Origin of the sequence: Stenotrophomonas sp. Br8, from assembly GCF_014763005.1 — a bacterium.
GTDB lineage: Bacteria > Pseudomonadota > Gammaproteobacteria > Xanthomonadales > Xanthomonadaceae > Stenotrophomonas > Stenotrophomonas lactitubi.
Window position 1 is genome coordinate 1 of sequence record NZ_JACGTN010000007.1, and the last position, 12,330, is coordinate 12,330.

General features: G+C 66.8%; 11 protein-coding genes. 3 read left to right on the top strand and 8 right to left on the bottom strand.

Translation table 11 applies throughout. The features are described from left to right. Positions 1 to 222: 222 nt before the first annotated feature. Positions 223 to 1,383, bottom strand: coding sequence for an amidohydrolase family protein (locus H3005_RS06520; protein WP_191077814.1), 1,161 nt, complete (start codon positions 1,381 to 1,383; stop codon positions 223 to 225). Between the two features lie 184 nt (positions 1,384 to 1,567). On the opposite strand from H3005_RS06520, the gene H3005_RS06525 reads away from it, so the two are divergent. Then, on the top strand, positions 1,568 to 2,209 hold the full coding sequence (locus H3005_RS06525) for a hypothetical protein (RefSeq protein ID WP_191077815.1): 642 nt from the start codon (positions 1,568 to 1,570) through the stop codon (positions 2,207 to 2,209). 27 nt (positions 2,210 to 2,236) lie between these two features. Here the strand turns inward: H3005_RS06525 and H3005_RS06530 are convergent, their stop codons facing one another. Beyond that, positions 2,237 to 2,869, bottom strand: a complete 633-nt coding sequence (locus H3005_RS06530; RefSeq protein WP_191077885.1) for a hypothetical protein — start codon at positions 2,867 to 2,869, stop codon at positions 2,237 to 2,239. A gap of 110 nt (positions 2,870 to 2,979) precedes the next feature. Next, positions 2,980 to 5,706 (bottom strand): TonB-dependent receptor, encoded by a 2,727-nt coding sequence (locus tag H3005_RS06535; protein WP_100552781.1) that lies wholly within the window; start codon positions 5,704 to 5,706, stop codon positions 2,980 to 2,982. A 220-nt stretch (positions 5,707 to 5,926) separates the two neighbouring features. Here H3005_RS06535 and H3005_RS06540 point away from each other — a divergent pair, with 220 nt between their 5' ends. Then, positions 5,927 to 6,532 (top strand): GNAT family protein, encoded by a 606-nt coding sequence (locus tag H3005_RS06540; RefSeq protein ID WP_100552782.1) that lies wholly within the window; start codon positions 5,927 to 5,929, stop codon positions 6,530 to 6,532. Here H3005_RS06540 and H3005_RS06545 read toward each other — a convergent pair. Next, a complete protein-coding gene (locus H3005_RS06545; protein ID WP_279324090.1) occupies positions 6,529 to 7,320 on the bottom strand; it encodes a CDP-diacylglycerol diphosphatase in 792 nt (263 codons plus the stop codon). The two genes, H3005_RS06540 and H3005_RS06545, sit on opposite strands and share 4 nt — an antisense overlap. A gap of 51 nt (positions 7,321 to 7,371) precedes the next feature. Then, on the bottom strand, positions 7,372 to 8,034 hold the full coding sequence (locus H3005_RS06550) for a decarboxylase (protein ID WP_100552783.1): 663 nt from the start codon (positions 8,032 to 8,034) through the stop codon (positions 7,372 to 7,374). 168 nt (positions 8,035 to 8,202) lie between these two features. Here H3005_RS06550 and H3005_RS06555 point away from each other — a divergent pair, with 168 nt between their 5' ends. Further along, a complete protein-coding gene (locus tag H3005_RS06555; protein ID WP_025878511.1) occupies positions 8,203 to 8,496 on the top strand; it encodes a hypothetical protein in 294 nt (97 codons plus the stop codon). A gap of 49 nt (positions 8,497 to 8,545) precedes the next feature. On the opposite strand, the gene H3005_RS06560 is transcribed toward H3005_RS06555, so the two are convergent. The 3 genes from H3005_RS06560 to lldD all read right to left on the bottom strand — a co-directional run bounded on the left by H3005_RS06560 (position 8,546) and on the right by lldD (position 12,328). Further along, positions 8,546 to 9,418: a hypothetical protein gene (locus H3005_RS06560; protein WP_100554136.1), complete on the bottom strand. Its 873-nt coding sequence runs from the start codon at positions 9,416 to 9,418 to the stop codon at positions 8,546 to 8,548. A gap of 67 nt (positions 9,419 to 9,485) precedes the next feature. Then, positions 9,486 to 11,192, bottom strand: coding sequence for a D-lactate dehydrogenase (dld, locus tag H3005_RS06565; protein WP_191077816.1), 1,707 nt, complete (start codon positions 11,190 to 11,192; stop codon positions 9,486 to 9,488). Further along, positions 11,189 to 12,328, bottom strand: a complete 1,140-nt coding sequence (lldD, locus tag H3005_RS06570) for an FMN-dependent L-lactate dehydrogenase LldD (protein ID WP_191077817.1) — start codon at positions 12,326 to 12,328, stop codon at positions 11,189 to 11,191. Before lldD ends, dld begins: the two co-directional genes overlap by 4 nt. Positions 12,329 to 12,330: the final 2 nt, after the last annotated feature.

The following is a 12,330-nucleotide window of genomic DNA, read 5'->3' on the forward strand; positions in this document are numbered from 1 at the left end:
ACTGTCAGAGGTGGGGCGGTGTCGGATTGCGGGGTGTCAGCCGCATGGATGCGGCTGCCAAGCCCCCATGGATGGGTTTACGGCGTCCCCGCAATCCGACACCGCCCCGCCTCCCACGGGATGCACGCCTTTGCTGTTGCTGTTGCTGTTGCTGTTGCTGTTGCTTCTGAGGTTGCCGGCCAGCGGCCGGCACTACCGCGGGTGCCGGGCGCCGCCCGGCCGCTACAGCCAGCGCCCGGCGACCACCACGCGTCGCTCGCCCGGCACCCCGGCTACCGCCGCCGGGCCATGGTCGGCACGCACCGCCACGAAGGTGGCCGGAAGATCGTCTGCAATGCCGTACTGCGGCAACCCGATCACCTCCGCCGCATGGGTGGTGACCATGTCCAACGCCAGCATCAGGTCCACATCGGTGTAGAAGCCCGATCGATAGCCCAGCAGCATCGCCCGCTGCAGCAGGTCGCCATTGCCGTAGGGCCACCAGCAGTCGCGGATGTTGTCGTTGCCGGCAAACACGCGTACACCCGCGTCGTGCAGTGCGCGCAACGGCGGGAACGGATGGTCGCCCGGTGCATTGCTCATGATCGCTACGCCTGCAGCAGCCAACGCCTCACCCACCTGCAGCGCCCGCGCCAATGGCACCTCGCCCAGCGCATAAGCGTGACTGACCGCCACCCTGCCCTGCAGGCCCGCCGCGCGCGTGCGCGCCGCGATCCGCAGCAGCTGCGCCAACCCGGTCTCGCCCGGCTCGTGCAGATGGATGTCCAAGCGCACGCCATAGCGCTCGGCCAGCCCGAACAACAACGCAAGCTGGCCGTCGGCATCCCCGTCCAGCGAGCTCGGGTCGATGCCACCCAGTACTTCCACTCCTGCAGCAATCGCCTGTTCCAGCACCGCCGCCGTACCCGGGCACGACATCACCCCCGCCTGCGGGAACGCCACCAGCTGGATGCGCATGATGTCGGCACAGCGCAGCGCCGCCTCGCGCACGGCCTGCAGATGCTGCAGGCCGGTACTGCCATCGATGTCGACGTGGCAACGCATCGCCACCGTACCGAATCCGCTGCACTGGCGGATCAGCGCCTCGGCACGGTCCGCCATCGGCGCAGCGGCGGCAATCGCGGTCTTCTCCACCGCCAAGCGTTCGCGCAGGCTGTTCACTGGCTGATGCGGATGCCAGCGGTCGCCGACGAAGCTCTTGTCCAGATGGATATGGCCGTCGACCAGTCCCGGCAGAACAGTAAAGCCGGTCAGGTCGACGCTTTCGGCCTCCTCCGGTGCGGCATCGTCGCTGTTGATGCCGACGAAACGGCCATCACGGACATGGAAATGCAGTGGGGTGCCGTCGCGATCGACGCCACCATGGACGAACTGCAGAGTCATCTGGATCTCCCGGAAAGCCAATACTGGCGCCATCCTGCCCGTCACCGCTGCCATCGGCCAACGAAATATCCGCATGCCATGCATTCACCGGCACGATGAATCCCGCCCGCGACCCTGCGCCGCAGGGACGCCGGATACACGCCTGAACGGGTAACATGGGCGCCTGTTTCCGCTGTGATGCCGCATGGGCCCGTCCGACCGCCACGATCGTCTTCGCCGCTGGCAGGCCGCGTCCCTGTTGGCCGCCGCCCCGATCGCCAGCCTGTCCGCCACCGATGCCAACGCCAGCGCGCCCCTGCAGGCGCCGCCGGGCCAGCAGCGGATCGCCTCGGCTGCGCTGGTCGAGGTGCTGCACCAGCGCGTGCTGACCGGCCAGAGCGCCACCGCCACCCTGGAAAGCTGGTGCGCCGAGCACGGCCTGGCCGAGCAGGCCCGGGTCCGCGCGGTGCGCGTGCATGGCCAGGACAAGCCGGCGCCGGCCGACGTGCTGCAGGCCCTGGGCGCCGATGCCTCCACGCCCCTGCGATACCGCCGCGTGCAGCTGGCCTGCGGCAGCCGCGTGCTGTCCGAGGCCGACAACTGGTACCTGCCCGACCATCTCAGCCCGGCCATGAACCAGGTGCTCGACACCACCGACGAGCCGTTCGGCCGCGTGGTCGGTCCGCTCGGCTTCCAGCGCCAGACCGTGACCGACCAGACGTTCTGGCCACCGCGCGGCGAAGGCGACCGTGGCGTGATCCTGGAAGTGCGCGCCCTGCTCCGCGACCGCCAGCAGCAGCCTTTCAGCTACGTCATCGAGTCGTACCTGGTGCAGGCGCTGCCGTAGCGTTTCATCGGCCCAGCATGCCTTCGCCTACTGGGTGGTGATGCCGTTGGCAGCCGGATCGGTGGAGAACACAAAGCGCCCCGAATGCAGGTTCCGGCCCAGGGTGTACTCGGCCGTTGCGAATGCATAGACGGGGGGCGTATTGCCGTCACCGAAGGAGCGTGCCCAAGCGCTGAAGCCGTCGTCGGTCCGGCTGCGGATCTCGCCCAGGCACAGGCTGTAACCGCACGCGAACGAGACAAGGTCCGTATTTCCGTCCAGTGCGGCGGTCACCGCTGACCTGTACAGCGCGGTCAGATCCTGCGCTTCCGGGTTGCGCGCCACGTCCTGCTCGAACTGGCCGACCGCCTGTGCGAATGCTTTGTTCGAGCCGACCACCGCCTGGAATCTTTCGACGGACATCGCCCCCTCGCTCAACAGGCTCCTTTCGCCAGAGAGGAAAGCCGCACCCGATTGAGTGACCCCCGGAGCAACGACTGCAAGCCCTGGCGAAGCGGCGACAGTGCCGGCGGATGTCGCAGCGGAACGTGCCGGTGTCGCTGCCTCAACCCGGTCGGCAGGCGCCATCGTGGCATCCTTGTCAGCGACAGCAGGTGCTTCTTCCTTGCTGCTGCAGCCCGCAACTGCAAGTACCACAACCATCAGATGACGAACGTCCATGCGCCGCTTCCTCCTTGGTGACCTGTGAGCATGCCACTCCATTACGCTGGAAGCGAAGTGCCAGACAAAGAAAAGCCCGGCAATGCCGGGCCTTTCGTTTTCCACTTCGATCAACGGAACCGGTAATCCAGCTCCACCCAGAACTGGCGACCATATGGGTCGTAGTTGCCGACCGGATAGAACGGCCAACCACCCCCATTCTTGTCCGCCGGCGGCCGGCTGTCGCGCAGGTTGTTGACGATCACACCCAGTGTCAGGTTCTCGCCGAACTGGCGGAACACACTGGCGTTGTAGGTCATGTACGGCGCGATGCGGCCACTGCCATCGCTCTTGGGCAACGAGCCATAGCGGTTGCCATAGATCGTCGCGGTCCAGTCGCCCTGGTTCCAGGTGATGCTGCCATTGGCCTTGCTGCGCCACTGCCAGTCATCCAGCGAATTGCGGATGTCGCGCACTTCGTCATCGGCAAACTGCTTGTACTCGTGCTCCAGCACCAGCGTGTAAGCCAGACGCGTGGTGAAGCGGCCATAGCGGCCCGCATCGAAGCGCCAGTTGCCCTTCAGGTCGATGCCGCGCACCGATTCGGACGCCGCATTGATCGGGTTGATCAGTACGCGGGTCACCTGGTCCGGCTGCACGGTGGCATTGGAGGGGTTGCGGATCACCCGCGACAGCGCGTCCTGGCACAGCGGCGAACCGATGTCGCGTGCTTCGCCGCCGAGGGTGCGACCCAGCCGGCAGTCGGCCTCATCACGCAGGATGCGGCTGGTGTCCAGGCTGGTCACCTCGTTGTCGATGCGGATGTCGTAGTAGTCGGCGCTGAAATCCAGCCCGGACAGCGGCGACCAGACCACGCCGAAACCATACGACTTGGCCGACTCCGGCTGCAGCTGCGGGTTGGCGCGGTTGCTGTAGTCGATCGACAGGCCGTTGTAGTCGCAGTTGTCGTACGACTGGCCGGCGGTGCGGCACCGCCAGTAGTCGGTCATGCCCGGGTTGTAGCCACGGGTCTCGGTGGCAAACACATAGTTCATGTCCGGCGCACGGAAGCTGGTGGCCGCAGTGCCGCGGATCAGCAGGCTTTCGATCGGACGGAATTCGACACCGAAGCTCCAGGTTGCCTTGCCGAGATGCTCGCCACCGGCGCGGTACTGGTCGTAGCGACCTGCCAGGGTGGTGGTCAGCGACTGCAGCAACGGCAGCTGCAGTTCAACACCCGCCGCATAGCGGTCACGTTCGCCACCGGCACCGATGCCGGCGCTGGTGTTCCAGAATTCGCCGGTGCCCAGGCGTGGGTCCGGGCGGTTGCGATAGCCCTGGCTGCCCGCTTCGACCACCGCGGCCAACGCGGCGTCGCCACCCGGCAATGCGAACAGGCGACCATTGACCGTCGCACTGAAGGTCTGCAGCCACGCTGCGTTGCGGCTTTCCTGGTAATCGGACAGGCGACCGTACTCATCGGGCGTCAGCGGCCGGAACAGGCGCGACGGATCCGGCGCGTAGACCTCCACGCCGTTGCGTACACCGAGCTGCGGACCGAGCAGGTATTCGTTGATACCGGCCAGCAGCACCGGGCGGCGCGTACGGTTCTCGTAGCGCGAGCGGCTGTAGACCGCCTCGTAGTCCCAGCCGCTGTCACCGAACTGGCCACGTGCACCGACATTGAACGACCACGAGTTTTCCAGGAAACGATTGGCGTTGCGTGGCAGGCCACCAATCTCCTCCGGCGCGAAGCGGCGGTACCAGCTTTCCAGGTTGCCCGTGTTCTGGTTGTAGAAATAGTTGCGTGACGAGGTCCAGGTGGGCGCGCGCGTGTTGTTGTGGATCCGTGCGCTGCCCACGGCGACATCGGCGAACAGATCGGTGGTGTCGTTGACGTGGAAGGTCAGCAGGCCGTAACCGTTGAGGTTGCGCTTCTCGGTCTGCACGGTCCAGTAGCTGGCAGCGGCCTCGTTGCTGCCGCAGTACGCGCCCTGGCGCGGGTTGTTGGCGCGGAACACGCTGCCACCGAAGATGGCCGAGGCCGCATCGCAGCCAGCGACACCCGGATCGATGTTGCGACCGGTGGCTGCGTTGCGACGATAGGCGATGGCCGTCGGCTGTGGCGCCTTGCCGGTAGGATCATCGTCCAGCGAATCCATGAAGTCGCGCTGCCGCGCGTGGATCGCCTTGCGCACGTCCAGTTCGAAGCCGAACAGGCCTTCCCAGCGCTCGCCCGAGCTGCCGCCCACCACCTGCACGCGCTGGTTGTCACCACCACCCTGCTGGGTGCCGCCGGCACGCACGTTGACGTCCACGCCGTCGAAACGGTCCTTGAGGATGATGTTGACCACGCCGGCGATCGCATCGGAGCCGTACACCGCCGATGCGCCTGCGGCCAGCACCTCGATGCGCTCGATCAACGCACTGGGGATGTTGGCCAGGTTGACCACGTTCACCGAGCCCTCGTAGGCCAGCGGATAGTCGGCCTGGCGGCGGCCATTGACCAGCACCAGCGTGCGGTTCGGGCCGAGGCCACGCAGGTTGATGGTGTTCGCCGCCGGGGTGAAGGTATTGCCGAAGTCCTCGCCCTGCACGTTACCGGTGTTTTCAGTGAGCGCGCTCAACGCATCGAAGGCGTTGCGGTAGCCCTGCGCATCGATCTGCTCGCGGCTGATCACCGTGACCGGCGATGGCCCCTCGACGCTGGCACGCGGGATGCGCGAGCCGGTGACCTTCACTTCCTGCAATGAGGTGGGTGCGCTTTCCTGCGCGAAGGCCGGCAACGAGGCCAGCATCAGGGACGACAAGGCAAGCACCAGCGGACGCGGGCGCAGCGCCAGGGAAGAGGCGGACATGGGCTTCCTGGGGGAGTTGGGCGGGTGGTCCGGGGGCGCTGGCGACGGTGCGCGCATAACGATCCCGTAACGAAAGTGTCCTGAACGGATGGTTGCAACGGAAATGACCAGGCCTGATGGCCTTATGCCTGAACCGAATCAGACTGCAGGCGTCGGCAACACCGCGTTTGCAACTTCTTTCATTGTTCCAGTTCGCCCAGGTCCGGCATCGTCCCACCCCATGAACCGGTATTTCCCTGCTTCCCTGCCACCGCTGCGACCGGTGCTGCGCCGCCATCTCCTGCGACTCCAGCACGGGCCCGTCGTACTGCGCCCGCTGCAGCGTTCAGACCTTTCCGCCTGGCGTCACTACCATCAGCAGGTCGAACGCAGCAGCAACCTGCCTGGCCATTTCGATGCCGAAGCCCACTTCCTCTGCGGTGTGCAGCGTTCGCAGCTGCAACACGACAACGATCATCTGCTGCTGGGCAGCTTCGATGCAGTGGGTGAGCTGCTGGACCAGCTGAATCTGCGCCTGCATTGCGCGCATGCGCGCAGCGTCGAACTGCGCTGGCTGCATGCAGCAGGCTGTCCCCGGCAACGGCAGCTGCACGCTTCGTTGCAGGCGCTGTGCACGTTCCTGTTCGAACAGGTAGGAATCCGTCGCTTGTTCGTCCTGCTGCCGCCCAATGCAGGCAGCGAACTGGTCGCTACCCTGCAGGCGATCGGCTTCGAGCGCGAAGGCCTGCTGCGCGACCACCACCTGGATGCCGAGGGCTGGCAGGACCGCCAGCTGTACGCGCTGACTGCCCCCGTCTGGCTGCAGCGGCAGCCAACGGAAAACTAGCGCACCCGCTCCAGCGAAGCATCCGCGCCGGTCAACACGCTGCAGGCATGGTCCTGCAGCTCCTCGGCGCTGGCATCGTTGCCGCTGTCCGGGTCCAGCTGCGTGGCCAGCAGGATGAAGCCGGGCGCGCCGTGCACGTCCTCGTGCCCCGCCACCAGCAGGCTCCATTGGCCAACCTTGTCCACGCCGCTCAGGCCATAGGCCAGCAGGTTGAGCGGATTGGCAGTCAGCGCTTCGCCGGGCAGCAGCCGCGCCTGGTACTGATGGCCGCGCAACAGCACCGGCAGCGGTGCCCACTGCGTGCCGAGGATCGCGCGATTGTCTTCCAACGCCTGCAGAACGTCAGCGCGCAGGCAGTCGACGTGGATGTGCAGCTGGTGCTGCGAACGGCCATGTGGCGAATTCAATGCCAGGCTGGCGACGCTGCGCGGCAGCGGCTGGCCCAGCGCCTGTTCGGTGCGCGTGCGGGCCTGCCAGGCGGCAGCGAAGTAATTGGGTGCCCGACGCCGGTACAGCGCGGGGCTTTCGATGCCGCTGACCTTGTCCAGCGGCATCAGCAGGAACTGATAGTGGCCGTGCGCATCCTTGACCAGCACATCGCGGTGATCAACGGCAGGGCGCACCTGCAGGCAATCGCCGCGTGGCGACTGTGCGCCCTGGCAATCACGCTCGATCAGGCGCCACAGCGCATCCGAATGTGCCGGTGGCGGCGCGGGGGGCACGCTGGCACAACCGGCCAGCAACATCAGGGGCAGCAGCAGGAATCGCACGGCAACAACTCGCGGGATCAGGCGCGACAGGCAGCGCCGCGCGCCATTCTAGCCAGTGGAATGTGGCAATCAGTAGGTGCCGAACGGCACTTCAACCACGACCGGTGCACCCGTAGGCAGCAACTGCAGGGTATAGCGGTCCAGTGCGCCATCATCATCGGCCAGCGGCTGGCGATGGAACTGCAGGCGATAATGGGCCTCGCCCAGGCGCACCTCGCTGCCGTCGGCGGCCAGCGCGGCGGCGTCGGGCAGCAGCAGCCCGCCCAGATCGCTGTAGGCACCGGCAACATCGGCGAAACCATAGTCGGCCAATTCATCCACCCGCTGCATCGCATAGACATGCGGCAGGTACGGGCGCGCCGGGCTGCGGCCGTTGCTCAGATCGGTCACCCCGGCCTGCGGCAGGTGGTACTGCTCGCGAAGCGCGGCAACGCCCAGCGACTCGCTGGCCACCTGCAGGCAGCACACCGCGCGCTTGCCTTCACGGTCGAGGACCACGAAGCGATCACCCCGGGTGGCGGCCTGCGGCAGCATCGCGAACGCCAGGTTGCGCTGCGCCGGCTGGTAACCAGCTTCGGTCTGCAGGTTGCGCCAGCCACCAAACACCGGTGTTTCCGCAGCCGGCGCTGCGACCGGTTCGGCGGCCACGGCTGCCACTGCCATGCAAAGCAGCGACAGCACTGCCACCGCCTTCACTGCGTTCTGCCTGCCACGCAAACTGCCTGCCGTCATACCCGATCCAACACCTGCACCGGACTGGCCCGGTCTGCCCGCCGGCACGCTGCCGGCAACGCCGGCCACTATGCAGTGCGGCGGCCGCGCGGGCAATGACCCGAACGCTGCCGGGTTTCGCGCGGTCAGTGCTATCGTGCCGCCAATCCCCTGCGCAGGAGCGCCCGCATGACCATTCGCCTGACTCTGTTGCTGCCCGCCTCGGCCTTGTTGCTGTCGGCCTGTGTCAGCACTCCCGGCCCGGAGGTCAAGGGCAGTGGCCGCTGCGATGCCAGCCAGCTGGGCTGGGCCATCGGCCAGCCAGCCAACGAGCCGAACATCCGCCGCCTGTCCAGCGAAAGCGGCGCCGGCATGGTCAATCCCATCGGCCCGGCCACCATCACCACCAAGGACATCCGCCAGGATCGCCTGCGCGTGTTCGTGGACAAGGACAACATCATCACCGCCACGCGTTGCGAGTAAGCACGCCAGCGCCGTCGCGTAGAGCCGGGCCCAAGCCCGGCTCCATGGCTCAGGGCTCGGTGTAGCCCGAGCACTCCGGCAGTGGCTGATCCGGCTGGTAAGCCCCTGAGGTGAAGCGGAAGACGCGCGTGTAGCTGCACTCCGCATCCTGCTCGGTGCGCAGATCCTTCTTCTTCAACTTTCCTTTGGCCAGCGAGTCCCGCTGTGGCGATACCCCCGCCGGATAGTTGCTGGCCTCGGTCCGGTAGCGCAGCACGGGCATGCCCTGCCCCTCGGTTGCCAACGCAAGTTCCGCATCGAAACTGTACTCGTCGTGGCAGGCACCCGCGCGCTGATCGAAATCGCGCTCGCTGAAACAGGCCCGGATCATCTTGTTGGCCGACCACGCAACGGACAGCACGTCGGCGTCCACCTGGACGCCATCGTCGAGATGGCGGATGCGCGCCAGTTGCAGGGTCGATGCGCTGGCACCGCCGCCGGAATACATCGCCCGGGCCTCCAGCAGACCGCCGACGAGCACGTTCTGCAGTGCCGCCTGTTGCGGATCGGCCACGGTCTGGCCTGCACCCGGGCCGGGGGCCAGGCGCACGATGAAAGGCCAGACCCGCAGGTCGCCATCGTCAACCACCTCGATGGGGACGTGTCGCATCTTTGGTTCGGCGTCATCACCCGCACGCTCGGCGACTTCCAGCGCTGCCGGCTGGTCTTGGCCTGTTGCGGGCAACGCCCGCACGCACCACTGGCCATCGGCAGTGCAGTAGCGCTCGGGGTCGTCCGCTCTCTGCTCGCCTTGCAGCAATAGCGCTTCCAGCCGGTTGCCCGCGGCATCGTGTTGAACGGGCGCGACGTCCGCCGCTGCCGGCAGCGACGATGCCAGCAGCAGGGCGGACAGCACGGCGTAAGCAATACGCGTGGAATTCATGATCATCCTGTGCGCGCCGGCACGTCCTTGCGAGGGGCCGATGGTAGCGCAGGCGCCGCGTTGCAGCTCAGTGCCCGTCGCAGTCGCAGCTACCCCACCCCTTCGCCTTCGACGTCTGGCCGATGCCGGGGTTGAAGGTATTGCTCGGGTCCAGCGTGCGGTAGAAACCGGCCAGCGCCGGCTTGGCTGGATACAAATGGCCGACATTGTGCTCGGCCGGGTACTCGGCACCGCGCTGGTCCAGCAAGGCCCACATCGCATGCTCGATGGCCATCGGGTCTTCACCCTTGCGCGCGATGTAATCCTGGTGGAACACATGGCACAGGAAGTGGCCGTAGTACAGCTTGTGCAGCAGGCGGCCATCGATATCGGCCGGCAGCTGCTCGAACCAGTCGGCATCGTCGCGGCGCAGCGCAATGTCCAGCGCGACGATGTCCTGCACCTGCTCGCGGTGCACTTCGCGATAGCGCACGGCGGCACCGGCCACGGCGAAGCGATGCAGGAACGCCTTGCGTCCCTCGTCCGCGGTGCAGTGGAAGTACCCGCCTTCATGGTCGTTGAAGAAGCCGCGCAGCCATGTCTCGGTGGCGGCCGCATCCTGTGCAGAAACCTTCAGCAACAGGTGATGCTCGTAACGCTGGCGGAACTCGCCCATGCGCTTGGGCAGGTGCGAAGGCAGCAGACCGGTCAGCGTCTGCATCACCCGGTCGGTGACACCGCGCAGGCCAAGCCGTTCGAACCAGCCATCGGCCCGGCTCTTCAGCGCGAACGCGGCCGGCACGCGTGCGGTGCCGAGCTTGTCGATCAGCAGGAAACTGTCCTTGCCGTAACGCTCACCGATGTCATAGGCATCTCGGTGGATGTACTCGCCGGCGATGGGCAGGCGCTCGAAGCCGGTCAGCAGCTGGCGACGGATCGCGGTCAGGCTGTCGGTGCGGTTGCTGCCGATATAGAAGACCTCGGCGGCCTCCTTCTCGAACGTATCCAGACGCACGGCGAATACGGCCAGCTTGCCCGCTGAACCGGCCGCCTCGAAATGGCGGCTGGGGTCGGCATTGAAGCGTGCCGGGGTATCCGCATCCACCTTGCGTACTTCCTCGGCGTAACGCGGATCGGAGGCGGCACGGCCATCACCGTTGCTGACATCTGCAGTGCTGTAGTCGCCGTTCTGCAGGCGTTGCAGGATCTGCTCGGGCGTATCGCCCAACGCGATGCCCAGATGGTTGACCAGCTGCAGTTCGCCCCGCGCGTCAACCTGGGCATACAGCGCCATCTCGGTATAGGCAGGGCCACGGCGCACCAGTGCGCCACCGGAGTTGTTGCAGATGCCACCCAGCACCGAGGCGCCGATGCACGACGAGCCGATCACCGAGTGCGGCTCGCGACCCAGCGGTGCCAGCGTCTGCTCCAGCCGGTCCAGCGTCGCGCCGGGAAGGCACAGTACCTGCCGCCCCTCGTTCAACAGCTGGATGCCGGCCAGGCGCAGAGTGCTGACCAGCACGATCGGCCGGCCGTAATCGTCACCATCGGGGGTGGAACCGCCGGTCAGGCCGGTATTGGCCGCCTGCAGGATGATCGCCGCGCCGCCCTGCACCGCCGCCTGCAGCACCTGCCACAGCTGCAGCAGCGAGCCCGGACGCACCACCGCCAGCACCGGGCCGTCGCCGAAGCGATAGCCGCGACGGAAGCGGCGGGTGGCCTTGTCGCCGGTCAGTACGTGGCGGTCCCCCACCGCGGCACGCAACTGCGCCAGCACCGTGTTGCGATCACTCATGGCAGGCGCACCAGCGAATCACGGCCGATATCGGCGATGCGGTGTGCACCGGTCAGTGTCATCGCCACGCGCATTTCCTTGGCGATCAGGTCCAGCAGATTGGCCACGCCGGCCTCGCCCTGTGCGGCAAGCGCGTAGACGAAGGCGCGCCCCAGCAGCACGGTATCGGCGCCCAGCGCCAGCATGCGCACCACGTCCAGGCCGGTGCGGATGCCCGAGTCGGCGAGGATCTTCAGGTCGCCCTGCACCGCATCGGCGATGGCAGGCAAGGCACGTGCGGTGGACAGCACACCATCCAGCTGGCGGCCGCCATGGTTGGAGACCACGATGCCATCGGCGCCGAAGGCGACCGCGTCACGCGCATCGTCCGGGTCGAGGATGCCCTTGATCACCATCGGGCCCTTCCAGAACTCGCGGATCCACTCCAGGTCTTTCCACGAAATGGACGGATCGAAGTTGCTGCCCAGCCAGCCGATGTAGTCCTCCAGGCCCGTTGGGTTGCCACGGTAGGTGGAAATGTTGCCGAGATCATGCGGGCGTCCGCGCAGGCCCACGTCCCACGCCCAGCGCGGATGGGTGATGGCCTGGCCGATGCGGCGCATTGCAGCATTCGGACCACTCATGCCCGAGTGTGCGTCACGATAGCGCGCGCCCGGCACCGGCATGTCGACGGTGAACACCAGGGTGGTCACGCCCGCCGCCTGCGCGCGCTCCAGCGCATTGCGCATGAAACCGCGATCGCGCAGCACGTACAGCTGGAACCACATCGGGCGCCGGATCGCCGGCGCGACTTCTTCGATCGGGCACACCGACACCGTGGACAACGTGAACGGAATGCCGCGGCTGTCGGCTGCGCGCGCCGCCTGCACTTCACCGCGACGGGCATACATGCCGGTGAGCCCGACCGGGGCCAGCGCCACCGGCATCGCCAACTTCTCGCCGAACAGCTCGGTTTCCAGGCTCAGGTCGGACATGTTGCGCAGGATGCGCTGGCGCAACGCGATGTCGGACAGGTCGGACACGTTGCGCTTCAGCGTGTGCTCGGCATACGCGCCACCATCGATGTAGTGGAACAGGAACGGCGGCAGCCGACGTTCGGCTGCTGCACGGTAATCGGTGGAGGCGGAAATGATCATGG